General features: G+C 45.8%; 23 protein-coding genes. 9 read left to right on the top strand and 14 right to left on the bottom strand.

Translation table 11 applies throughout. The features are described 5' to 3' along the window. Positions 1-8 precede the first annotated feature (8 nt). The 11 genes from hpt to V5J77_RS00400 all read right to left on the bottom strand — a co-directional run bounded on the left by hpt (position 9) and on the right by V5J77_RS00400 (position 10,523). Complete coding sequence (gene hpt, locus V5J77_RS00450; protein ID WP_338553848.1) at positions 9-548, bottom strand: hypoxanthine phosphoribosyltransferase; 540 nt, start codon at positions 546-548, stop codon at positions 9-11. Positions 549-597: 49 nt separating this feature from the next. Continuing rightward, on the bottom strand, positions 598-2,025 hold the full coding sequence (tilS, locus tag V5J77_RS00445; RefSeq protein ID WP_338553847.1) for a tRNA lysidine(34) synthetase TilS: 1,428 nt from the start codon (positions 2,023-2,025) through the stop codon (positions 598-600). Between the two features lie 77 nt (positions 2,026-2,102). Further along, entirely contained in the window at positions 2,103-3,026 is a 924-nt protein-coding gene (locus V5J77_RS00440) for a serine/threonine protein kinase (protein ID WP_338553846.1), read from the bottom strand. Continuing rightward, positions 3,010-3,735 (bottom strand): VWA domain-containing protein, encoded by a 726-nt coding sequence (locus V5J77_RS00435; protein WP_338553845.1) that lies wholly within the window; start codon positions 3,733-3,735, stop codon positions 3,010-3,012. The genes V5J77_RS00440 and V5J77_RS00435 overlap by 17 nt, the downstream gene beginning before the upstream one ends. Before the next feature lie 339 nt (positions 3,736-4,074). Next, complete coding sequence (spoIIE, locus tag V5J77_RS00430) at positions 4,075-6,567, bottom strand: stage II sporulation protein E (protein ID WP_338553844.1); 2,493 nt, start codon at positions 6,565-6,567, stop codon at positions 4,075-4,077. Between the two features lie 363 nt (positions 6,568-6,930). Beyond that, complete coding sequence (locus tag V5J77_RS00425; RefSeq protein WP_338553843.1) at positions 6,931-7,479, bottom strand: S1 domain-containing RNA-binding protein; 549 nt, start codon at positions 7,477-7,479, stop codon at positions 6,931-6,933. A 103-nt stretch (positions 7,480-7,582) separates the two neighbouring features. Next, entirely contained in the window at positions 7,583-7,894 is a 312-nt protein-coding gene (locus tag V5J77_RS00420) for a septum formation initiator family protein (protein WP_338553842.1), read from the bottom strand. 69 nt (positions 7,895-7,963) lie between these two features. Continuing rightward, entirely contained in the window at positions 7,964-8,566 is a 603-nt protein-coding gene (gene yabQ / locus V5J77_RS00415) for a spore cortex biosynthesis protein YabQ (protein ID WP_338553841.1), read from the bottom strand. Beyond that, positions 8,563-8,847 carry a sporulation protein YabP gene (yabP, locus tag V5J77_RS00410; protein ID WP_338553840.1) on the bottom strand — a complete coding sequence of 95 codons (285 nt, stop codon included), beginning with the start codon at positions 8,845-8,847 and terminating at the stop codon, positions 8,563-8,565. The genes yabQ and yabP overlap by 4 nt, the downstream gene beginning before the upstream one ends. A gap of 209 nt (positions 8,848-9,056) precedes the next feature. Continuing rightward, positions 9,057-9,824, bottom strand: a complete 768-nt coding sequence (locus tag V5J77_RS00405; RefSeq protein ID WP_338556481.1) for a DUF817 domain-containing protein — start codon at positions 9,822-9,824, stop codon at positions 9,057-9,059. 93 nt (positions 9,825-9,917) lie between these two features. Next, positions 9,918-10,523 carry a histidine phosphatase family protein gene (locus tag V5J77_RS00400; RefSeq protein WP_338553839.1) on the bottom strand — a complete coding sequence of 202 codons (606 nt, stop codon included), beginning with the start codon at positions 10,521-10,523 and terminating at the stop codon, positions 9,918-9,920. A gap of 590 nt (positions 10,524-11,113) precedes the next feature. Here V5J77_RS00400 and V5J77_RS00395 point away from each other — a divergent pair. The 8 genes from V5J77_RS00395 (at position 11,114) to V5J77_RS00360 (ending at position 22,249) form a co-directional block, all read left to right on the top strand. Further along, a complete protein-coding gene (locus V5J77_RS00395; RefSeq protein ID WP_338553838.1) occupies positions 11,114-11,677 on the top strand; it encodes an SdpA family antimicrobial peptide system protein in 564 nt (187 codons plus the stop codon). Continuing rightward, positions 11,662-12,633 carry a sporulation-delaying protein SdpB family protein gene (locus tag V5J77_RS00390; protein ID WP_338553837.1) on the top strand — a complete coding sequence of 324 codons (972 nt, stop codon included), beginning with the start codon at positions 11,662-11,664 and terminating at the stop codon, positions 12,631-12,633. Before V5J77_RS00395 ends, V5J77_RS00390 begins: the two co-directional genes overlap by 16 nt. A gap of 104 nt (positions 12,634-12,737) precedes the next feature. Continuing rightward, positions 12,738-13,370 (top strand): sporulation delaying protein family toxin, encoded by a 633-nt coding sequence (locus V5J77_RS00385; protein WP_338553836.1) that lies wholly within the window; start codon positions 12,738-12,740, stop codon positions 13,368-13,370. Positions 13,371-13,554: 184 nt separating this feature from the next. Next, the gene (locus V5J77_RS00380; protein ID WP_338556480.1) at positions 13,555-13,977 is read left to right on the top strand and encodes a thiol-disulfide oxidoreductase DCC family protein; all 423 of its coding nucleotides are present in this window, start codon (positions 13,555-13,557) and stop codon (positions 13,975-13,977) included. Positions 13,978-14,012: 35 nt separating this feature from the next. Continuing rightward, positions 14,013-19,832, top strand: coding sequence for a S8 family serine peptidase (locus V5J77_RS00375; RefSeq protein WP_338553835.1), 5,820 nt, complete (start codon positions 14,013-14,015; stop codon positions 19,830-19,832). A gap of 117 nt (positions 19,833-19,949) precedes the next feature. Then, entirely contained in the window at positions 19,950-20,351 is a 402-nt protein-coding gene (locus tag V5J77_RS00370; RefSeq protein ID WP_338553834.1) for a GntR family transcriptional regulator, read from the top strand. Further along, positions 20,348-21,451 carry a DUF1648 domain-containing protein gene (locus V5J77_RS00365; protein WP_338553833.1) on the top strand — a complete coding sequence of 368 codons (1,104 nt, stop codon included), beginning with the start codon at positions 20,348-20,350 and terminating at the stop codon, positions 21,449-21,451. The genes V5J77_RS00370 and V5J77_RS00365 overlap by 4 nt, the downstream gene beginning before the upstream one ends. A 27-nt stretch (positions 21,452-21,478) precedes the next feature. Continuing rightward, the gene (locus tag V5J77_RS00360; RefSeq protein WP_338553832.1) at positions 21,479-22,249 is read left to right on the top strand and encodes a CPBP family intramembrane glutamic endopeptidase; all 771 of its coding nucleotides are present in this window, start codon (positions 21,479-21,481) and stop codon (positions 22,247-22,249) included. Positions 22,250-22,330: 81 nt separating this feature from the next. On the opposite strand, the gene V5J77_RS00355 is transcribed toward V5J77_RS00360, so the two are convergent. The 3 genes from V5J77_RS00355 to mazG form a co-directional block, all read right to left on the bottom strand. Then, a complete protein-coding gene (locus tag V5J77_RS00355) occupies positions 22,331-22,612 on the bottom strand; it encodes an RNA-binding S4 domain-containing protein (RefSeq protein ID WP_338553831.1) in 282 nt (93 codons plus the stop codon). A gap of 3 nt (positions 22,613-22,615) precedes the next feature. Next, entirely contained in the window at positions 22,616-22,888 is a 273-nt protein-coding gene (locus V5J77_RS00350; protein WP_046234423.1) for an HU family DNA-binding protein, read from the bottom strand. 192 nt (positions 22,889-23,080) lie between these two features. Next, positions 23,081-24,562 (bottom strand): nucleoside triphosphate pyrophosphohydrolase, encoded by a 1,482-nt coding sequence (gene mazG, locus V5J77_RS00345; protein WP_338553830.1) that lies wholly within the window; start codon positions 24,560-24,562, stop codon positions 23,081-23,083. A gap of 196 nt (positions 24,563-24,758) precedes the next feature. Here mazG and V5J77_RS00340 point away from each other — a divergent pair, with 196 nt between their 5' ends. Then, positions 24,759-25,169 carry a hypothetical protein gene (locus V5J77_RS00340; RefSeq protein WP_338553829.1) on the top strand — a complete coding sequence of 137 codons (411 nt, stop codon included), beginning with the start codon at positions 24,759-24,761 and terminating at the stop codon, positions 25,167-25,169. Positions 25,170-25,262 lie beyond the last annotated feature (93 nt).

The following is a 25,262-nucleotide window of genomic DNA, read 5'->3' as shown; positions in this document are numbered from 1 at the left end:
CATTCAAATTACTTCTCGTACACTTCCGGTTTCAAAACGCCAATGAACGGCAGGTTGCGATAACGCTCAGCAAAATCAAGCCCGTAACCGACAACGAATTCGTCCGGCAGCGTAAAGCCCGTATAGTCTGCTTCGAGATCTACTGTACGGCGTGCCGGCTTATCAAACAGCGTAGCGACCGTAACCGATTTGGAATTGCGGCGCTCCAAAACATCAATCAAGTAGCTTAGCGTCAAACCGCTGTCAATAATGTCCTCAACGATGAGTACATCACGGCCTTCAACCGATACATCAAGATCCTTAATAATCTTGACCACACCTGAGGACTTGGTCGACTGACCATAGCTCGACACCGCCATAAAATCAATCTCCAGCGGAATCGTCATTTCCTTGATCAGGTCGGACATGAAAATAATGGCACCTTTAAGGATACAAATAACGAGAGGATCACGCCCTTCAAAATCCTGACTGAGCTTCTTGCCCATCTCACGCACCTTGGCCTGAATCTGCTGTGCATCGTACAGCACTTCTTGAATGTCGTTTAACAACGGATTAATCCCCCTACAGTACTTATGTTTATGAGTGTAACAGTGCTTCTTATTCTTTCGTCAAACGAATGAATAATAGTTCCTTCGTGCTTGGGCTGATAAGCGCATGGCCGGATCGCCTTATGCCTGGAATCCACAGCAGCCGCCCATCTGCATCGAAAAGCAGTGGATAGCGTTCGCGCTGTGAAGGAGGCAGCTTTTCGTCAACGAACATATCTTGCACTTTTTTAGACCCATTTAATCCTAAAACTTGAATTCGGTCACCACGGCGCCGATTTCGTACAGTCAGCGGAAACGCAAGCTGCTCCAAATCGAAGCCAGCTTCATGGCGGCCCGCCAGTTTTCCAGCAGCCTGGCCATCGGCTGTACGCCGCTCAAATGCGAGCTTCCAGCCGCCCGCCTCTACCTCTATGTATGACTGGGTCAAAGGTACAACAAGCGCATAGTCTATACTCGCTTCCTCTTGTTTCGACATCCTGACAAAACGCATATGATCGTATTCGCGCAAGCAGCGCAAACCGTTTCCAATATCCATACGCCAAGTGCTTGAACTTTCGGGCGCTGCGGCAAGCCGCATAGACTCGATATGCTCGAAGGAGACCACATCAGCTTCCCTCGAAAGATAATCTAATATTAGTTTAATCAATCTCCTTTGTAAAGCGACATGAAGGCCCGCCAAACGACTGCAGCTTACAGAACATTCCTCCGGCTTCATATAGGCTAACTCTTCAAATAAAGCTTTAGTCTGCCTATCCAGCCATTCATCCTCGGCACCAGCCACTTCAGCAAGGCGGCCAAGCGATTCAGATAGATGCGGATTGTAGCTGGATAACTGCGGAATAACATCCAGACGGACAACATTGCGAAAGTAATGGCGCTTCTCGTTGCTGCTGTCCTCGCAATACGGAATGTCGTAATGACGGCAGTATTGTAAAAGGTCTGTTTTGTTCTTACGCATGAGGGGGCGAATGAGTTCCACGTTTTTTTCCCGCCTGCGCAGCGACATGCCAGAAAGTCCCGATATACCGCTTCCTCGAATTAAATGCATGAGCACCGTTTCCGCTTGGTCATCTGCATGATGGGCAAGGGCAATCGCCTGCGCTCCCCATCGCTGCGCAACTTCATGCAAATAGGCGTAGCGTTTTTCGCGCGCCGCCGATTGTGCGTTCATTTTTGTTTCTTCTATATAAGCAGGCAAATCCAGTTCTGTCAGCTCAAAGGGCAGTCCAAGCTTCCCTGCATATCGCCTAACTACCTCCGCCTCCAGCGCCGATTCCTTCGGCCGAAAGCCGTGATTCACGTGAGCCGCAACAATGTTTAGCACCCCGCTTGACTTCAGACGGCTCATGAGATGCAGCAGAGCCATGGAGTCCGGCCCCCCGGAGACAGCAACAACAATGCAGTCCCCTTCGCTCCATAACCGTTCCACTGCTGCCAGCTTCTGAACATCGGGAAGCATATCCATTCCTATCGTCATTCCTCTTCCCTCATTCCCTTCTGGCCGCCGCCTTCATCACAAAAGCTGGCGAAGCCTTGCTATAACATCTTATGTCATTACATACCCACGCGAAGCAGCCAATAAACTGATACAGCCAGCATAATTGCCGAACCCGCAACTAGTCCTTTGAGCCAGAAAGGGGTCGGGGCGGCTTGCTTGCGATTCGTTCCATGCATCAGCACACGCCACGCCTCCGCACCTTCAGCAGCATCTGCAAAACGTCCAGCAAGCGCTTCTGCAAGCCAGCCTGCAATCGGCTTGAGAGAAGCATTGGTCGCTATCAGCTGCTCCAAATCATCGGTCGAACGATTTTGCGGGAGCAGCGTCAAGGTAAGCTGGTGCAGTCTCTTCGGTTCGTGCATTTGGATGCACAGCACCGCAAAAGAAAATAAGTCGTATTTCAAATCGGCAGACCGGGAACCTGCGTTCCAATAACCTCGGTCATAAATTTCAGTAAACTGGCGAATGCTTCTTCCTACCGCTGTTACCCCGCCGTAATCCACCAGCTCGACATGTCCATAATCAGCAACCATCACATTTTCCATCTTTAAATCGCAGAATACCCATCCCTTGCTGTGAAGCTCAGCCAATTTATTCAATAGATTAAGGCTGACCAGCGGGAACCATTCCTTACCGTTCTGAAGTAAATACGCAGACAAATTCACCCCGCGCACATACTTCATAATATAAAAAGGGTAATCGCGTCCATCGGAGCCTTGCAGATCATCCACATCATACAAAAACGCAGGCGCCTGACGCCTTCCCTGCTTCGCAAGCGTCTGAAGCACATTGATTTCCGATTGCAGGTCTACTGCATCAGCGCCAACCTTAAGGGCAACCCACCCCTGATCGGAATGAACCAAGTATACTTTTCCATTAGCGCCTTCCCCAAGCAGACGCTCAACCCGATACTTACGGCGCTTCCATTTTCCAGTCACCACAGTACCACGGCGGAGACTGATTCTAAACGACGTAGTCACTCATCATCCCATCCGTTTCTTCTCTGCTCCTCCTACCATAATCCCCCTGACGATAAAAATCAATCACCTGCATTAGCGCCGGACCCGTTGGCGTCGTGCCGCTCATTTGCAATTTCGGAAAAATCGACTGCGCTCCTGTCAAATTATCCGTCCAGCCCAGATCCATTTTGCACTCTTCTCCATGTCTTCCGCCCGGAAAATGAAAGACAGCAATTTCGCTTTTCCCTTGCCTTGCTTGCAGACTTAGCATCAAGTCGCGAATTGCTTCTTCTACCGCAATCAGCTTTGGCTTCATGCTGGCGCTGGCGTCGATAAGCAGCGCCACCTGTAGATCGGTGCTTTCCCCCAGCTCATCCATCACCCTCACGACCTCGCTGCGCTTCTCCGGCGGCAAATCCTCGATCGCCCCGCTGCCAAGCACATGTTTAAGCTCCCTCTGTACAGCTAGCTGAATCGTCTGTACAACCGTCTTGCGCGTCATCATCTGGACAGTCTGCGCCAGCTGGCGCGTATGAACCATCCGGCTGATGCCTCCGCCAGCCCTTGCAATTTCCTCAATCTCCATGCTGCCGGACTCGCCCGCATCGCCGTAATCAAGCACCCCAACAACATTGACTGCAATACCTTCCGCTTTCGCATGAGCCGCTGCTACAATCGGGCTAAGCCCTACATTCGAACAACCATCGGTTATAAGTAAAATTTGCTTCATCCCTATCAATCTCCCTTCCTAATAACAACTTAAAAATCCTTATATTTGCACAAACAGCCACAAGCCAGCATGCTGACCCACCTAGAGTGACAAGGAGCTGACTCTATCAGTTTTGCCCATTTTAAGAGAGATAAACGGCTATACGCAGAAAAAACCGGCGTTTATTCATAGCCGCTTCCTTTGAAGCGCACTATGAATAAACGCCGGTTTGGTTAATCACCTCCAAGAGAGCATTCTATTTAGCTAACATTTAGCCTCTTCACCTCCAATTTATCATGTGATCCAAGATAAACTTTCTGCCGCCGTTCCTGATCACCCTCCCTTGCAGCCCCCTATTTGCTAGCTTACCGTCCGCGGGCGCTCCATTCGCGACATACCCGGCCAACGAAATGCCGCCCACTCTGGCAAATGCTTGTCCACACGCGCCACCAGCACGGTCATATCATCTATAATTTCCCCCTTATGGTAACGAACAACGGTGTCCAGCAGCACATCGGCCATTTCCTGCGGGTCCTCCGTTTTCAGCTCATGGATCATTCGTTTCATCCACATCTCCTTATTGACCGCGTGGCCTGGCGCATCATAAATACCATCACTCATCATAATGAGTGCATCCCCGGGCTGAAGCTGCATCGAAATCATATCTACATCAATGTCCTGCAAAATGCCGATTGGCAAATTATTGGCCGTAACTGGAATTACTTCCTTGCCGCGCTTAATAAAGCTCGGTGTTGATCCGATTTTCATAAACATCGTTGAGGCGGTATAAAGATCGATAATGGCGAGATCCACGGTTGCGAATACTTCATCTGACGAACGCAGCAGCAGGATGGAATTGACCGATTTGACCGCGAGCTTCTCGTCCATACCCGACTTGAGCAACTGCTGCAAAATCGACAGCGCTGCGCTGCTTTCCTGGCGCGCCCTCTCTCCATTTCCCATGCCATCGCTAATTGCCACGGCAAATTTGCCGTTGCCAAGCTCCACCATGCTAAAGCTGTCGCCTGACAGCAGATCGCCCCCTTTTGCCGCACCAGCAACGCCCGTTTCAATTTCAAACACTTTGGCGGAGCCAAATACGACCCTTGTTGCTTCTCCATTTTTCTCGGGTTCCTCCTCAAGTTTAACTGCAATATGCTCACCTAAAATATCCGTAAGCAGCGGCGCAATAATTTTGCGGCACTCATCATATCCCTTGCTAAATGTATGGTACAGCTCAATATCAACATTGCCCTCCTCCAAATTAATCACTTCAATTTCTCGAATCGACAGCCCAAGCCCCTCCAGTGCCTCCCTAATTTGCTCCTCCTGCAAATGCAGCGTCTGCCCCTCGCGGCGAATTTCCTTCGCCAAATCCTCCATGACCTGGGACACGCCGGTCAATTGCTCAGCTACCAGCTGACGGGAGTCGAATATTTGCTTCTTCCAGTGCATATTATTTTGATAAAGCTCGTACTGCTGCTTCATGACCGACATCACCTGCGTTGACTTCGAGCAATGGGCAGTCCACGTTCGCGGCATTTCCTTAGCTCCAGGTGCACGCTCTTGCTCAACCGTCGTCATCATCTCAGTCATCACTTTATAGGTCTGATAAAATTTATCCCCCCAGCATGCATTTTGCCGATGGCAGCTTGCGCAGCTTCGTGCCGCCACCTCATTCATAAAATGGGTGATCTCATCCTCGCGATTCATCGCCACAGCGCCGCCGTTTAATTGACCAAAGCTTCGCGAGAGCTGACGAAACATCTCCGAATATTGCGTGACCCGCTCAGCCGTCACCTCACGCACACGCTTCGCATATTCATGCTGCGACTTCGCATGCTCATTCGTTCCCGGCACATAGCGGGATATCGTTCGGATCATGACGCGCGGCGTCAAAATCAGCATAATAGCCGCTGTAACCGATTCCCAGGTGGACGCCATCACATCGCCTTGACCGCCTACATATACGGCTAGAATGGATGTTCCGAGCAGCATGCCAAAGGCTACAGCCATCTTCCCTCCATCCCGCAGCAGCCCCGCCAGCAGCCCCGCAAACGCCAGCAGGCTCATCTGCACAATCGCGTTAAAATCCGCAAGACTGAGTATGAGTCCAGCAATGACCCCGACCGACGCTCCAAGCGGCGCACCCCCAGCAAGCGCGAATAGCACGAGCATATAACGCGACATGATATGCTCCACCGACATGCCGTAGACCACCCAGCCAACCGCCCCTGTCATGACGGAAGCGAGCAATATCATCAGGCATATAATTTCCTCGCTGCGCAGCGCTGTTGTCTTCTTAGACATCGTCAGCACCGGGATAGCTTGGATGAACACGAGCGTGAGAACAAAGCCGAGTGCCGCTTCCACGACAACCAGCATGATGCTGTACCAGGTCAGCGTGTTCAAGGTGAAAACATGAAACAATTGGACGAGCAAGGTGGCGGTAAATACGAGCAGCGGAGCCGAAGCAAGCTCAGCCTTCTCGTAGGCTTCGAGCCCCTTGAACAAAAGAAATAATGCGGCAATTTCCATCGCAATCCAGACTGGGGAGGGTGTAACCGCGAAAAAGCTGCCCACCACCACTGACAGCCCGACCCAAGCAACCGCATCCTTTCGAAGAAAATAAATAACGGCGAAATAAGCAGCGGCAAACGGCATAAGCGACTCCAATATGACAGCTCGTCCAAGCAAAAAACCAACAGCAACAAGCAGGAAGGTCCATTTTTTTGCCAGCACCAGCTGAATAAATCGCTGCGAGGCAATACGCTCCTTAACTTTACCGATTCGAGGCTGCAGCCATCCTTCTTTCTTTCCTCTGGGAAATACGAGTACACTTTCCTTGTTCATCCGCAGACACCACCATTTCCGAATGTATTGTGTTTCCCATTATAGGAGGTCGTCCATAGGAAGTTTGTCAGTTTAACGTAGGCGGCCCAAAAGTTTTTTCCGACAAAATCAACTGCCCTCGCAGTCCTTGTCAAAATCAAATTTTCACTTGCCCTGTCTGGGCTCATGCCCCCCTCTTTGCCGTCAGCGCCTCGAACAGCTTCAACAAAAACCGTCTATCAGCATCTCCATTTGTTGGCGAATATGCAGGTGAATGTGTCGGTATTGAAAGAGTAGGGGAGGAAAAAACTTCGAGGCGGCACATAAACGCAAAAAAAGCAGAACCATAAAGGCTCTGCTCTTATCATTAGATTATGCTCTTGCTTAAACCCGCTTGGCTCCGCGTCCACCGCGTTTGCCTTCGGTATTCTTCTTCAGGGAGGAGATGCGTTCTTCACTGTCTTTCAGGAAGCGCGACACTTTATCCTCAAACGTTGGTTTTCCATAAGCTGGTCTGCCGCCGGCCTGCTGCTTAAATGGACGTCCACCACCGCCGCCACCGTGTCCTCCACGATCGCCGCGATCTTGACCGCCACCACCGCCGCCGCGGTTAAAGCGTTCTCCGCTGCCACCAGGTCCGCCACTTGGACGAGTGCTTGGACGTGATTCGCGTGCAGGAGGAAGCTGGCCCTCTGGTCGATCAATGGCTTGTTTAATGGAAAGTCCAATTTTTCCGTCTTTGTCAACGTTAATGACTTTAACCTTGACCACGTCTTCGATCTTCAGGTGATCCTTCACGTCCTTGACGTAATTATCAGCAATTTCCGAGATGTGAACGAGACCTGTGACACCTCCAGACAAATCAACGAATGCCCCGAAATGCGTAATGCCTGTCACTTTGCCCTCTAACTTCGCGCCTACTTCAATTGCCATAAAATAAAATGTTCCTCCCTAAAAGTTTCGCTTAATGTACTATTAACGTGATTATAACCGAACGGAAGAAGGAAGGTCAACAGACGTTCACCCGTTTGTGCGTCTATTTAACTACCTGTATCTGTTGTTCTCCCTCTTTAACCATGCCTTGACCTTTGGTTGCAAGCTGTGCAATATATTCCGGATCGTTAAGACGCTCAATTTCCTGTTGCAGCTGCTGCGCCTGATTTGTGGCATCTTCCTTCTGTTTCATTACAGCTGCGAGCCGCAGTTCGGTAGCGTTTTGCTGCTGGATTTGTCCAAAGAAGGTATAAGCCGCCCAGCCCATGAAGAGGACAATAAACATCATCCACATCTTGATCCGACGCTTGGAGCCTGGATTAACGGTTAACTTGTTTGCTGCTGCTGTCGCCAATTGCTTGTACCCCCTTAAGAAATAGCACCAGATGCATCCATCACTCGATCTGCTCCATGCCATGAAAACTTAGAATAACCTCCGCCAAAGCGCAACCACGCGTGCAACCGCTGCCTTAAAGCGCTCTGTAAGCTTAAACTTATCGGCGTATTTCATAAATAAGCGGCTCAACGGTCGTATGATAGGACCTAATACCCAACATAGCAATAGCCATAATGGACGAGTCAATTTTAACATAGTCTTTAGTACAAAAATAGTGAATGCAGTCCCAAATCCCAGTGCCACAATACCTATTTTGTACAAAAGTAGAATCGGCTTAATAATGACAAATTCCACCGTTTTGACGATTCCTCTGACCAGCGCGCGGATAGCGCGAATAATGCCCTGCACCAGCTTGACGACCGGCTTGCTAAATAGAAAGTAATAGCTGCTCACACCTATGGCCAGCCCTAGAAAGACGTACGCCCGCACCTCGCCATTGTTGCTTGCGTACAACACACGAAACACGATAATCGACGCTGCCAGCCAGTATATAATGTCCAGAAACGGCAGCCACCAACGTGGAAACCGCAGCTCATTCGACACCACACGATAGCCGTCAAAGGCGACACCCATGCCGATTCCTGACAGAAGCATCATCGCGAGCGTGTACCACTGCATCGTCAGTGTCACTTGAATAATTTTCCAAACAGGCTTTTGGATTTACTCGGGGTATTGCCGTCCAAATAGGCGAGCGAATGAACGAGCCCCTCTATAGCGACAAAGCCTTGCTCCAGGCTGAGATGCTTAATATGCAGATTCTGCCCTTTAATCGTCAGAAAACCCAGATCCGTTTCCAGCAAAAACTCTTCGCTGTCAAAGCTTTCCACGTTTAATACCCCGGTAATTTCCAGAAGCTTACGATTGAGCATCTTCACTTCCTGACGCTTCTGCCCTTTATTCTGATCCACCATTAACCCGTCCCTCCACTTCAAAGCGTAGCTTATGCTAAAGCTTATGGGTGTTGGACGAACTTTAGAACCTGTCCAGAGGGACGAACCTATGAAATCTATGAAAGGCGCTCATGAAAATATAACGGCTACCGATATATACCCTATTCTATAAATATGAAACAGCAGAATGCCTTGCACGCAGTAACGATTAGCTGAACACACTATTGCACTCAGCGAGCGCTTTTTACCCGTTTCAACTGAGCCACTATAATAATGCTGATCACGACGAGCAGCAGCCATGAGCTGATTTTGCTCACATGGACGAGCGTCCATTGCTTTTCCTGATCCGGATAGGCCCACGCGCCGAAAAAGGTCATAATATTTTCCGCAATCCATATAAAAAATCCGATTAGAACAAAAGCCAGCGTAAGCGGCATCTTATATACAGCTTCCCCGAGCGTGAAGTGAACATAGGTGCGCCAGAATACGATAATCAGGCCCGCCAGCAGCACCCATCTGAAATCCCACAAATAATGATGAGTAAAAAAGTTCAAATAAATCGCTGCGCTGATTGCTACCGCATACGCCATTTTGGGCCAGCCGACCATCTCTAGCTTGAACCTGCGCCAAGCCTGGCAAATATAGCTTGCTACACTCGCATACATGAAGCCGCTGTAAAGCGGAACGTCGAATACCCTTGACCACCCTTCCCCCGGATATGACCAAGAGCCCATCTTTACCTTATATACCTCAAGGGCCAGACCGATAATGTGAAACAGGCAAATGACCTTCAGCTCATCCCACGTCTCCAGCTTTGTAGCTACCATAACAACCTGCATGACCAAGCAGATGAGCAGAATGAGGTCATACCTTGCAATACCTGGCACCTGGACGTAATGCGTAAGAGCCATGGCCCCGAAGATCGTCACCGGAAATAGACAATTCAGCGCCTGCAAATACCCAAACAGCAGCAGCTTTTTTAAAATATAGAAAAGTATATGATTCCGCCATCCTTTCTCTATATTTCTCGGACTGAAACGGCCGCGCTCCGCCAGAGGACGGCGCGCGGTCGTTTCACCTTGGAAAATGAATCATTTTGCCTCTACTTCATCAGCCACACCGTTCAAATGCAGCGCACAATTAAACCTCTCACAGGACCAGCCGCCTGCCGCATTCGCATATATCGTCGAGATGGACGTGTTTTGAAGCGGCTCGTTCTTATAAGCATCCGGCACAAGCTCCTTCAAGCAGCGGCCAATGAGCGCTCCGTGGCTGACAATAAGTATATTTTGACCCGGATGGTTATGGGCAATCTCCCTCAGCACCTCTAAACCGCGGCCGATAACGGATTCATGGCTTTCACCCTGCCAATCGACCTTGCGCCAGTCGGCTCCCCACTTCAGAATACGCTCCGCTTCCGTCATCCCTTCCAGAAGGCCGCCCCCCATTTCCCGCAGCCGCTCATCCTGCTTGACCATCATGCCGCCTAGGCGCGCCGCTACCGTTTCTGCTGTCACAAGCGCCCGCTGCAAATCACTGGAGTAAATATGATGCCATTCCTCCTTGCTTAGACGCTCAGCCAAAACAACCGCTTGCCGCTTGCCCTCCTCATTCAGCGGAATATCCGTAGCCCCCTGCGCTCTCCCCTCGATATTCCACTGCGTAACGCCATGTCTGATCCAACCGATTCTTGTCATGCTCCACTTTCCTTCCCTTATATTTTCTTCAACCTTCTATAGTCCATTTTATATAAAAAATTCGCAATCGAATAAGAACTATATTCAGGCAACACAGCCGCCTAGTCAACATTTTATAAATAGGGAAATGTATGCTCCTAAAATAAACGCACCGTCATTGGAATGTCAGTAATTGGCGCGCAATCGCCGAGGATACCACCCATTAAATCAACAATATACCAGTTTAGTAATAACCATTTATATTCAAATAGAATAATAAATAATTAGCAAATATTATTGACTATTAATAAATTAAATATTACCATAGTATTCATGTCACTTGAGGGGCTAACAGCTCATTTTTATTCAATATAAAATAATCATTCACTCACTTCACTATCAATTTATTATGAAAATCAGAATAAGAAGGTGATTGTTAGCTAAGAAATATCATAATTACAAGCTCACACCCCCATATACTTTCACCTTAGAATATTCTTTTCAACTTGGCGCATTTATTCAGTGACTAATACCTTTCCATAATATTCTCGCATGAAATAATTTAATTTAGATAATTGAACCATATTTATTTAAATAAGGAGGAGTTTTTGTTGTCGTCTTTTTTGTCGAACAAATACTTCAAGTGGGGTATCCTTTTTCTGTTTACCTCCCTTTTTTGGATTTACATTTTTGCCGCTTCCATTCTAGCAGCAATGCCTACCACGGCTTTGAGCTCTCTGTCCGATGGAAACTCACTCAAAATCATTACTTGGTTCCCGCAGGGCTGGGGGTTCTTTAGCAAAGACCCTAAAGAGCCGCAGTTACGCATTGTAAACATGTCAGACGGAAATTTGGCTCCGCTCTGGCCTAACAACATTCCAAAAAACCTATTTGGGATACAACGATTGGGAAGAAGTCAAGGGATAGAAGGAGGATATCTGATTTCTAAAATACCGGAGTCTTCCAGAATACCATGTACGACCGATCCTTACAGCTGCTTGCAAGAATCAGAACCGACTTTGGAAATTTTGAATGACAATCCTTCTCCTACGATATGCGGAGATGTGGGATTCACGTTTCAGGAGCCGGTACCATGGGCATGGAGCAGCAGTGAGCAACCGATTGAAATGCCATCAGAAGTAGTGAGGGTGAATATCCAATGTTCAGCAAAGTAGGCGAATTCGCACATAAGCTAGCCATAAATACAAATCCGTGGACAAATGTATACGGATTTGCCCGTTCACTGTTGGCTGTTGCTACAGCGATGACACTAGCCTTAAATGACGCCCGGATTTTCTTCCGTCCCTCCTCAGGATCGGAGATATATCCTAATTGCCAAAACACATTAAGTCTATTTTGCACCGTCCCTAATGATTATTTTTACTTGAATATTGTAAGATGGATCGCCGTCCTCCTTTTAATTATTGTCGCCTCCGGTTGGCGCCCAAGATTTACAGGCATCATCCATTGGTGGATTGCTTACAGCTTGAATGTCTCTGCGCTTACACTTGACGGCGGAGAACAAGTAAACACCGTTCTAACCCTATTGCTTTTACCGATTACATTGTTGGATTCACGAAAGTGGCATTGGAAAACAAGCGACTCTGATACAACTGATACAAATCCGCTTGGTGATCAATTGATCACCAAGCGGATTATAGCGATAATCTGTATCTTTGCCATCCGATTTCAAGTTGCTATTTTATATCTTCATTCATCCATTGCCAAAATATTTGAACCAACCTGGGTAGACGGTACTGCTGTTTATTACTACCTTAGTGATCCAATGTTGGGTTTGCCATCACTCCTTCTTGACTTAGTAAATCCAATACTGACTTCTCCCCTTGTCGCCATTGTCACTTGGGGCACTCTTGTCCTGCAAATGTGCTTATTTGGCGCGTTATTCGCTCCAAAAAAACACTGGATTTACTATTTGTACGCAGCGCTATTCTTGCATGAGATTATTGCCTTGATGTTAGGACTAATCAGCTTCTCGATCAGCATGAGCGCCGCATTGATTCTGTATCTAGTACCTGTCGAACGCGAGCTCACATTTTTCAAAAAATTAAACTTTTTCAAAAAGAGAAACCAACCAACAACTAGCGATTACACCTTAGAAGCGAAATATTAGCCAACAGCTCTTTTAAGGGGGTGATCTATGATACATAGGTTACAGCGATAAAACAGAAGCACCTCTTCGAGTACTTAAAAATTGATTTAAAGGAGACGTTGTTTGTGAATTTCAAAGGAATTATTTCTATTTTAATGGTAGCAGTATTTATTATGACAAGCTCTTCTGCGATTGCCGCAAGTCCTGGCAGCACTGCAAAAACAAAATTTAACGGCGAGACGATCTTTCGGGGATTAGTATTTGGACAAGGGGAAGCAGCAAAGCTTTTACCTGATATTTGGACAAAAGACTTGCTTAGCAAAGTAAACACTCCTGAGGCTGCAACAGTAGCCAATAATGTTGTAGCAAGCATCAAAAAGCTTGATCCAACTTATTTCAACACGCTGGAAAAAGCCGCTTATAGCGGAAACCACATACAAGTAAGAGCCGCCCTGAACCGTGGTGGCGAGCTTATTGAGAAAGCATTCCAAGGCAGCCAAGTAAGCAATCCTCAAGTAGGAACGGGTACTGGCGACTGCGCAGCAGTCGTTGCAGGTTATCTTTATTATGCTGGCGCTGTATTTACTACTGGCGCAGCAGTTACGCACGTTGCAGTTATTACAGCTGGTGGCGCAGTAGCCGCTTATCTCGTTGTTGTTGGCGGAAAATATTTCTGGACCAGCTCCGCATCCGCTCAAGAAAGCTCTTTGAAACAAGATATGCTTGTTAACAGTGTTGTTAAAGCTTTCGCAAAATAATGAACTGTCTGTGCATACGCCGTAATAAAATCTATTACGGCGTATGCCATTGTTATTTCCTAATATAAGATTCTTCTGGATTTCATAAACAAAAACAGAGGCCATCCCTCGCAACGATGGCTGTTTTTATTTATGAAATCCGCAGGAGAAGACTTATTTTAGAAAGGGTGTTTACGTGGAGGATATGACGGTTTCGCCAACAAATCAAAACTCGCAATCTATAGTTCTATTTGACGGTGTATGCAATTTCTGCAGCTTCTGGGTTCAGTTTATTTATAAAAGAGATTCTAAGGGCATTTATAAATTCGCTTCCCTTCAATCAGATTATGCTAGCTCCCTACTCCAACAATATAAAGTAGATCGCGATAAATTTGACTCAATCGTTCTTATTGAAGAAGATGCCTATTACACCGAATCATCTGCTGTGCTGCGTATTTTCAGCAATTTGCAAGGGCCTATACGACTTAGCTATTACACGATAATCATTCCTAAATTCATACGTGATACCGTATATCGTTTCATCGCTAAAAATAGATACCGCATTTTCAATAAGCATAATTACTGTGAGCTTCCGTCAAAAGAGCTCCAAAGTCGTATGATTAACTAATTTCTATTACCTATTTTTATTTACGGAGGACTTTCATGAGATTACACATTCGGTTTTTATGCATGATATTGGTTGCCTTGCTGCTTACATCCTGTATAACCCCAATAAGCATCATGGCTCAAGAAACGAGCCAAAATTCAGAATTACAAGAACCCCCAACCAGAAGAATCCCTCCAAACTCAGCAGTCGATCAAATTGTTAAACAATTTAACCATTCAGTGGATCAGCAAGAGACTAATTACAAGCCAGATGATGAACTTCGCGTCATTATTGAATTAAAGAGCGATCCCGTTTCAGAGGCACTTCAGGAACAAGGCAAGGCATTTAATACCGCCTCTGAGAATCAAGTTTTAGAAATTCAATCAGAGATACAGGAGCTCCAAACATCAGTAGTAGAAAAAATAGATGAATCTGGCATCGACTTGAAACAACGTACTCATTTTACAAATGTAATTAATGGATTTAGCGGAACCGTTCAATATAAAGACATCTCCTCCATTCAAAGCATCACGGAAGTCAAATCCGTGCACATTGCCAATAGATACGAGCGCAACCGTTCAACAAGCGTTCCTAGCATTGGAGCTTCAGCCCTTCAAGTCAATGATACCCTTCTAAAGGGAGAAAATATGATTATAGCCATTATTGATGATGGCATTGATTACCGTTTTGCAGAATTTGAGGGAGACGGCACTACCAAAACGGTGTCCAGCACTGACTTAACAGGTATTGGCGGTTATACCCCTAAAGTCATCGGCGGCTACAACTGGGCTGACCGCAATAATGATGTCATCGGTACACATGTAGGGCACGGTACACATGTAGCAGGAATTGCCGCTGGAACAGGCGACCGCAATCAAGAGCAGTATGGTAGCGGAGTTGCGCCACGAGCGCTACTGCTGGCCGAAAAGGTTTTTTCCAATGATCCCGCCTCCAACTTTGCATTAGCAGATGATATTATTGCCGGGATCGACCATGCTATTTCTCATCATGCAGATGTTATCAACTTGAGTCTTGGAAGCCCCGCAGAAGATGTCGATGAGAACGACCCTGAGCAGCAGGCTGTTCAGCGTGCAGTCAATGCCGGAATTGTAGTGACCACTTCAGCAGGCAACTTTGGAGGGAGTATGTATCCTGATAAGCCGGACTGGAAGGATTACGGAATAGTCGGGAGCCCTGGAGTATGGCCGGGAGCCTTCACTGTAGCCGCCGCAACAGCGGCAGCAAATCAAGAGCAGCGTGTAGCGGCTTTTAGCTCCAGAGGACCCGCCCCTAATTTGGATTTCAAGCCTAACATTACCGCCCCTGGGTCTCAAATAGTTTCGACAGCTATATATGGTGGAGAGCAGGCTTATCAGGCTCTAGATGGCACCTCTATGGCTGCTCCCCATGTCGCAGGAGCAGCAGCCCTTGTCAAGCAAGCTATGCTTGAGAAGGGATTAGCCGATCCCTCTGTTTCGCAAATTGAAGCGGTATTGTCTAATACTGCGAAAATTTTATATACCAATGGCGATATCCCATTTCTCCCCAACGCTCAAGGCGCAGGGTTTATTCAAGTAGAGAAGGCAGTCGCAGCCCAAGCTATTTTAACTGAAAATACAGACAAACCCAGCGTTGCACTGAAACAAATTTTAGATAAAGAAGTTTCCTTCACTTTAAAAGCAAGGAACCTTACTAATCAAACCATCACCTATGCTATCGGCAGCAATGGACTGTATACCGAGGATTTAAATGAAGCCGAATCTATTGTATCTAAAGTGGATCAGGCTACTATTTCGACTAATCAACCGAATGATAGCCTTACACTGGAACCATACGGCACAGCCAGTTTTCAAATACAAGTCCAAATTCCAAGTGAATTAGAGCTCGGAAGATACTTAGGAGGATGGATTACATTAACAGGTGAAAACCTAACATCTCTTAGCATTCCGTATTTCGGTTATTACGGCGATTGGAACTCCATTCCCATGTTCAATGAAATTGCCAGATTCGACGGAACAGATAACAACCTCAATAAATTGAGTCCAACAGCTCTATATAACTATCGGAATAACGTCCCTCTAGGCTATGACTACGCCTATGAGAAAATGGATCCGCAAAAAGTAGCCTTTTCACCTTTAGCAACTAATCGGGAACCCTTGGTCATGTTTAACTACCAATTGCTTCGGTTTGCCAAACAGCAAGTGTTTCAAATTGTAAATGAAAATAACGAAGTATTATTCAATTATCATTTTGACAAAATATCTAAAGGATTTCTGCTCAATGGAGGATGGTACTGGAATAAGTCTTTACCGCTAGTATGGGATGGCCTGTATTATAATTCCCAAACAGGAGCAAAGGAGCTAGTGTCGGAAGGGCGTTACAAGCTGCGTGTTCGAGCGTTATCTGAATTTGGAGATGCTGCTTCTCCTGATGACTGGCAAACGATAGAGCTGCCGGTACTTATTGATTTAACGCAGCCTGTCTTGGAGCCAAAGCTGTCGCAAAAAAATGAAAGCGACATCGAAGTTCAAATAAACGGCTCAGATCAAGGCGGAAGCGGGATGTGGGGCTATGATGTCTTGTTGAATGACAGAGTAATTGATTACAAGTATTTAGCGCCAGCCACAGAAACCTATACGATCCATGATGTTCCCACAGGACAACATAAGGTAACAGTACAGGCTTGGGATTACGCAGGAAACTTTAAAGAAGTCTCCACAATAGTGAATGTTGGCTCATCTCATTTGCAAATTGATGATGTAGAGGATGACATATTTACTGCTAATGGGAAAGTACAGTTTCATTACAGCATTTCTGATGAAGTGGCCGCTGTAAGGTTAATGGAAGAGGATGCTGTTTTAGACGAACAACTCAGCAGCACCCTTCAATTACAGGCACAGCTGGATACAGGCCATCATGAGCTTGTTATACGAGCCTATGATAATGACGGAGTAGAATTAGCCGCCTCCAAGCCCATACAGGTTCATGTAAATGCGATTAGTCAATCAATGGCTAGCCATACAGGGGACATAAATGAAGGCGAATCCATTATGATTGATTATACCATTCACAGCGATGCGATGCAGGATGTTAAACGCATCGAGGCTACTTTATACGGCAATTATCAATTGCTGTCAAGTGCCGAGCAAAGTTTAGGCAGCCTCCACACACCCATTACTGTAAAGCATGTAGCTGGTTACAATGAAGGGGTCTACTATGAGTTGGATGCTTATGACGAAGAGGACAATAAAATTGGGCATGATTGGAACTTTATTAACAGTCTGAAGCCAGCAGATATGACAGTGATAAGCACAAATGGTGCACAGGCACAATTTGAATCTGAGCTATTCAAGGTGGCTCCATTAACGGTAAACCATCCATTTATAGCCGAAATGTCCGTTACGGAGCAAGTATACCGCATAGATGTCTCCTCTCAGTCATGGGGGCAGGATTCATCAGATTGGACCGTTATTAACTCTGTATATCCTTCAAACAACTCTGTGTCCGTCCATATAAACCAGCTGCCGCCAGATGATAATCATGCATATCGCTTGCGTTTTGAGGCCTATCAGGAGGACGGAAGCAAGCTGCTTACAGAAAAGTATATCGGACTTTTCCAAGAAAACAGATTAGGGCTCAACGTCGCTTACGAACAATCTGAGTGGCCTGTTTTTAAAGCTGATCAGGTAAATACGATTGATTGGACCGTAACCCCTGGCTACGGAAACCCAGACCATTACACGTATCAAATAGCCTGGAGTGATGGAATTAGCTATATAAATGAAAGCACTGGAATACTTGATGGGGCAGCTTCCCATTTAAATATTCCCGCGTTCTCTAAAAATTCAGGCTATAAAATGGCTCTAATAGCTATTCAATCCTTCGATGCTAACGGCGAGCAAACAGGCCATTTATTTTATCCTGTCCGGATTGATAACACGAAGCCAGTCATAGACCTTTTCAGTATTCCTTTTTCTCCAAATCAGGTTTTGAGCACAAACCGCTTAGTATTTAATCAGTTCAAAATAAGCGACAGTGAATCAAAAGTAGATACCACACTTAGTATTAATGGAGTAGAGGTAAGCGGCATGTCAGTCAGTCATAGTAGCTCATTTTATACCGGAAGCTCGTCTGTTTTGAACGGAACGCTTCCGTTAACAGAGGGGCGACAGACTATAAGTATTGAAGCAATTGATGAAGCAGGAAATATTGCACGTTTAAATCGCTCCCTACTCGTAGATACGAAAGCACCGTCAATACAGTTGGAAGCTGCTAGTCAGGTTACTACCGAAGAATCTGCGTTTATAGTGAAGGGGACGGCAGCTGATGATTTATCCCTTCAAGAGATCGCTGTTAATGGCAACCTGGTGTATAGCGACAGCCAGCAATCCAATTATGGCAAACAAGCTGCCCGCTCATTTAGCCACACCGTTCATTTACAGATGGGGCAAAATATAATTACCGTAGACGTGCTGGATAAGGCAGGAAATGCAGCCGTCACGACGATAACCGTGAATCGAATGGATCCTACTATAAAAAACGGAGGGGCTATAGGCTCCACTTATACGTTCGACACGAATAAGCCACCCGCTATAAAAAACGGTACGCTTATATTTGATAATCAGTTGTTATTGAAAAACACGATAACTGAGAACGGGCAAAATGTCAGTAAGTTAACGATAACCCCAGATGCCCTAAATCAAAGCTTTAAATCGTTAGAAGAAGGCCATTACAGCGGTAATAAAGTATTAAAATTTGTTTTGGACGAAATTAAAGGCCCTATCCACATGAAATTGCCGCTTGCTTCATTAGCAGAGGCAAAGAATAGTGCTGAAGACATCGTTCTATTTATACAATTAGGCGACATTTCGTATAAACTGCCATTGCGTGTATTAGATATACAAAATTTAATGCGCACCTTAAAGGCATCCAGCAATGACATCAATGTTCATATTCGAATGGGAGAGGTGAGTAACAACACCGCAGTTAAACTGGCTGAACAGATTCACGAATTTGATCTCCAACTGCTCGGCGGATTTATTGAATTCGATATAACAGCTGAAGCTGGTGAAAATATAATCACCCTAAACGATTATGACAATATTTATGTTGAGCGAATAATGACATTACCTCTTCCTTATCAAGCGAATGAGATGACAGCTGTTACCATAAACCCAGATAATGGGGGCATATCCTTCGTTCCAGCTACATTTCATAAAGCTTCGGATAACAGAATGGCGGTGATAATGAAGCGCCCTGGAAATAGCATATATAGTGTCGTTAAGGCCAAAAATCATTTTACTGATATAACAGGTCATTGGGCACAAGGCAGTATTAATCTTATGGCAAACAAGTTGATTGTACGCGGAATTAGCGATACAAAATTTGCCCCGGAGAAGGCTGTCAGCAGAGCAGAATTTGCTTCCATGCTGGTAAGGTCGCTTGGATTAAGCACAGATCAAAATGCAGATACCGTCGTTTTTAAAGATATTGCGAGTTCTGATTGGTTCTGGAGCGAAGTGAATACAGCTGTTACAGCCAAACTGGTTAATGGGTACAAGGATGGCTCCTTCCGCCCTAACCAGCCAATAAAGCGAGAAGAGATGGCCGTTATGGCAGCAAACGCTATTAGGTTTATAGAAAACAAAAAAGCTTTGCCGAACAGCGAAAGCAAGCAAGCAATAAAAACGTATCAGGATCAAGACAAAATCAGCAAATGGGCCCAAGCGGACATTAACTATCTAATTCAAAATCATATGATGACTGGGCTAAGTAACGATATTTTCTCTCCTCATAGCATCGCCAACAGAGCACAAGCAACTGTCTTATTAAAGCTCTTGCTTCAGAATAATGGTTTTATAAATGACGAATCATAAAAATTCCTATTAACATTTGAAGGAAATATTTACAATGCGAAGAAGTCTGTTATACTTAATGTATAACAGACTTCTTCATTCTATCCATTTTAACCAATAGTCAAGGGGGTGTACTTGATGATTATACACATTGACATGCAATCAGAGGTCCCTATTTATATCCAGCTAGTAAATCAAGTTATTGAAGGAATAGCTAAAGGCATGCTCCAACCTGGGGAGTCGCTGCCTTCCGTTCGAAGAATGGCTAGCGATATCGGCATTAATATGCATACCGTTAATAAAGCCTACCACTTGCTGAAACAAGGCGATTTTATTGAAATGCATCAACGTAAAGGGGTTATCATTCAATCAATGCCCCCAACCTCATTGATTAGTCAATATAGACCCTTATTAATCGAATCACTTCGCCCCGTCGTTGCTAGCGCTATTTGCAAGGGAATATCCGAAGAGCAGCTTCAAAGCTTAGTTAATGAACTATATCGCAATATAAAAGAATTCAAGGGAGAGAACCATATATGAACACTTTAATATTGACGTTTCTAATTGTTACTTGGGTAATCGTAGTAAGTGTAACCGTATTCGGGCCAAGATGGTCCCTATCTTCTAATCCATTAATTCATTTTGGAATACGAATTCCTTCGGAATTCATCTCACATCAGGCCATTAAAGATATTCGGAGAAGCTATTTTATCAAGAGCACGACAACAGGAAGCATGATCGCAATCGTTTCAATTCTATCAGCTGTGTTGAGTATTGTATCAGTCCCTGTTTCATTAATGGTTGCAATACCCGTATATCTAGCTGCACATGTACTCATTTACCGAAATACGCATAAAAAGGTGAAGGTATTAAAAACCGCACAAAATTGGAGAACGCAGCTCTCATCGCGTATCGGCGTTGATACCTCGCACAGAAATCGACTGACCGTTTCAAGATTGTGGCATTTAATCCCTGTCTTAATCATTGTTATTAATACGATAGCTGTGGCCGGATATTATGACAGCATACCGAATCAGATTCCTCTTCACTATAATTCTAACGGAGAGGTTGACAAAGTAGGCGATAAATCCATCGGGATTGTGTTTGCTACTACATTCGTTCAAATAGGGATTACCTTAATGATGTTTTTTATTCATGAGGGCATTATCCGTAGTAAAAAACAGCTGAATCTCCAGGATGTAGCCGCTTCCCAAAATCAACAAAAAACATTCCGACGCGCTCATGCTATTTTTCTTCATGTCATTACTATTTTAGTAGTTCTAACTAATACCGTTATTCAATGCTCCATCATTCAGGTTATTGATTCGGGTTGGGTGGACTGGCTCATTTTGATACTCCCGCTGCTCATTATTGCCGGGGCGATTGTGACATCCATTAAAGCGAAGAAGAGCGTGGAGTTATTAGAGAAAATCCCTACACCTCATGATAAACCCTATGATGAACTGGAGAAATACTGGAAAATGGGCTTATTTTATTTTAATAAGGATGATTCAGCTTTGTTTGTCGAACGACTGGGGGGGAATGGTTGGACCGTCAACTTCGGACGTCCCGCGGCTTGGGCTTTCCTTGTAGCCCCTTTCGTTTTTGCATTAGGTCTCGTTTTATTTACTTTCATATAAATAATGACCATGCTGAGGTGAAAAAAGATGAAGAAAAACCTGAGGTTAATATTGGTTATAACCGCCTTGGGTGCATTAGGCATATTGTTCAATGTTCCCAATCAAATTTCCTTGCTGCAAAGCACCGCTATTCCGGAAATTCCAATTCCTATATCAATCATTATAGCATTCAGCCTGCTACAGCAAATTGCTATGCTATTTCTCCTTACTTTTGCTGGAATACAGCTTCAGGAAAAAACAGGATTAGACATACCACATATACGTTCATGGGTATACAAAACGGCAAAAGCACCCTTTTCCTCCAAATGGATTCTCTTAAGCCTGACAATCAGTTTTTTCTTGACCTTACTTGTCGTTTTTCTCGATCATTTCATATTAGTGCCCAATATAGACCTGTCGAGCATTCAACCCATTGAAGCCTATTGGTGGCAAGGGCTTTTGACTATGTTTTATGGCGGTTTAACCGAAGAAATCATGCTGCGTTTGTTTACCATGACGCTCATCGTATGGCTTCTAGCGAAAATATTCCGTAGAAAAAACAACGCCGATTCTGCTGTGATCCTATGGGTGAGTATAGTGCTTGCGTCCGTTTTATTCGGCATTGGACACCTGCCTGCAACCGCGACGGTCTTCGGGGAGTTGACGCTACTCTTAGTCCTCAGAGCCATTGTGCTAAATAGCATACTTGGTATTTGGTTTGGATTTCTGTATTGGAAAAAGGGCTTAGAGTACGCAATGATTGCTCACATGGGAGCGGATCTATTTCTACATGTTATTTTAAGCAATATCTTTTCATGAAAGCAGCCACTAACTAGCTATCTTTATAATTTATAAGGCCGTTCCCGCACGATAAAATCCGGGAACGGCCCTTGCTATGCATTATTGCCATTCAAGATCATTGTCACGCGGACGCTGTTCTTCCTTCAGCACCGTGTAGAGCTCACCGGCTTCATCCTTGCGGGTCGTTTCGGCAATTCGCTCGATTCGAACGGTTACTGTCTTCTGCCCGTATTGGATAGCAAGCTCATCCCCAACCTTTACGGCGCTGCTTGCTTTCGCTTCGCGTCCGTTGATCCAGATGCGTCCCTGCTCGGACACATCCTTAGCGACCGTGCGCCGCTTGATCAGGCGGGATACTTTGAGAAACTTATCCAGACGCATGAATTACTGGATAGCTTCTTTCAACTTGTTGCCTGCTTTAAATGCAGGAACTTTGGATTCTGGAATGTTAATCTCTTTGCCTGTTTGTGGGTTGCGGCCAACACGGCTTGAGCGTGTGCGCGTTTCGAAAGTACCGAAGCCGATCAATTGTACTTTGTCTCCACCAGCAAGAGCATCTGTTACTTCACCAAGAAAGCCGTTAAGAACAGCCTCTACATCGCGTTTAGTCAAACCGCTTTTTGTTGCAATGTTGTTAATCAAATCAGTTTTGTTCATTTTAAAATCCTCCTAATGATAAGCTTAGCTAGTGGTATAGCCGCTTAGTACGATGTACGTTCGTGATAGTCTAAAACTGTTACACTTACGAAGTTAACTTATTCTGCTTGCTGACATGAATTCCTGCCACTGACCACAAATTTTTTTCTCGAAAAGTGCGGAATCCTCGCTTCACTTAGCGAACCGCGTCCCCTATTGTCGCTTTGCTTCTTCCCACCAGCGGTCCATTTCTGTTAAATCAGTCTGGTCAAATGTTTTGTTGTTTATACGAAGCTGCTCTTCAATATAAGCAAAACGCGACTTGAACTTCCGGTTCGTCATCGTCAGCGCTTCTTCGGGATCGGCATGAATGAATCTCGCTGCATTGACGACGGCAAACAGCAAATCGCCCAGCTCGCCCGCCTGCTCCAGCTCATCCTTCGAGGCAATCGCTTCGCGAAGTTCGGAGAGCTCCTCTTGGATTTTGTCCAGTACAGGCCCAAGGTCATCCCAGTCAAACCCCACCTTCGCCGCCTTCTTCTGAAGCTTGTAGGCCTTCATCAGCGCTGGAAGGTCTGGCGGAATGCCATCCAGCTGAGATTGACGGCTGGCAGCTGTACCATTGCGCTCCTTCTCCTCAGCCTTCATCTGCTCCCAGTTGCCTAGCGCCTCATCAGCATCCGTGGCACTGCTGGCGCCAAATACATGGGGATGGCGGAACAACAGCTTCTCGTTCAGCGTCTCAATGACATCATAGACGGTGAACGCGCCTGTCTCCTCCTCCATCTGGCTATGCAGCATCACCTGCAAAATCACATCGCCAAACTCCTCGCGCATAGCGTCCGGATCATCATTATCAATCGCTTCAAGCGCCTCGTACAGCTCTTCGATAAAGTTTTTGCGGATAGATGAATGTGTTTGCTCCCGATCCCACGGACAGCCTTCAGGGCTGCGCAAAATCGCAACAATCTCGTGCAGCCGGTCAAAAGAACGGTTCAGCACCGCATCCTCCGTCGTACGCGGCACAAGCAGCAGCGAAAGATTGCCAAAGCCCGGTGTACGATCCAGCTCATAGAGCGGCACGCGAATAATTTGCTCCTCGCCAGCAACGCCGAGTGCATGACCTATGACAACCTCGAAATCATCAGGATAACGCTCCATTAGAGCCAGCTTTACGTCTGATGCAGTAAACGCATCGTAAATTTGCCCAATAATCGTATGTACGCGCGGTTGAAGCATCGCAGGCTGAAGCTCTGCGGCATCCAGCAGCGCAAAGCCCTCGATCGGATCAATGCCAAGTCGAATAAACGCTTGATCCAAGAAGCTTTCTCCACCAACAATGTCGAGCTGCACGCCTGTATCCGCGCAGCGCTCGCGAAGAAGCTGAACCGTGCGCTCTGCAACCATCGGATGCCCCGGAACGGCGTACACGACCTCTCCCTGCGACGATTGCACCTCTAATAACAGCGAAGCCGCTATGTCCTCATACACCTCAGGAAACGTATCATGCTTCTCGTACACCGAATCAAACGAGGTATAAGCAAGCTGATGCTCCTTAAGCAGCGATATCGCCGGATGCTGCTCCGTCCTGACATAGATGCGAGCAGCCTGCTGGAGCCTTTTCCATACGCCTAGCGTCATTTGATCGGCGTCGCCAGAACCAAGACCGACAACCGTAATATGTGGTTCACTCATTTTTCTCACACTCTCCTACAATTAGCTTCTCCCATTAGTATACTAAAGAAGGCGCCGCAACTACAAAAAAGTCGACAATCGTACATTTCCATCCCCCAAATTGGGAATATGAGGTATAAATCACTCAGAAAGGTTCACACTCACCAATTATTCATTTGATTAACAGCCTCTACAGCCCGAAAGGTGGAGAGTTGATTTGAAAAAATCCTTAAATTTAATAATGAAACGAACCTATTACCATTTAACTGCCAACGAACAAAAATTGCATAAATTCTCCGGCATTGCCTCATCACTCCTTTATGGCTCCTTATTCGGCTACTCGCTGAATAAAGACATTTTTTTCATTTGGCTCCTATTGATGCTGGGCGGCGGAATCGCTCTTTTACATGTGAAAAAATGGATCAGGACGGAGCTGCGAGCAAAGGTTATGACCCGAATCATCGTGTTCACCGTCCTGCTCGATGTTTGGATCGTTTCCGACTTCATTCCTGTGCCTATGCTGATTAAACAACTCGTTTTTTTAATTGCTTTTTGTATATTCGCCTACAAATATTTCAAGCTGCTTTATGCAGGCAAGCTCGCCGTTCAAGACGATGACGCTTTTTAAATTCCAGAATAAAATGAGCTCATCTATACTCAGACAACCAGTACCCAGCTATCACAATCACACAAAAGCCCGGTGCTTAAACAGCTAAACTCG

The sequence above is a fragment of the Paenibacillus sp. KS-LC4 genome (assembly GCF_036894955.1).
In the GTDB taxonomy this organism is placed as follows: domain Bacteria; phylum Bacillota; class Bacilli; order Paenibacillales; family Paenibacillaceae; genus Pristimantibacillus.
The sequence above is the reverse complement of the archived record's forward strand: the minus strand, read 5'-3'. Positions and strand labels throughout refer to the sequence as shown.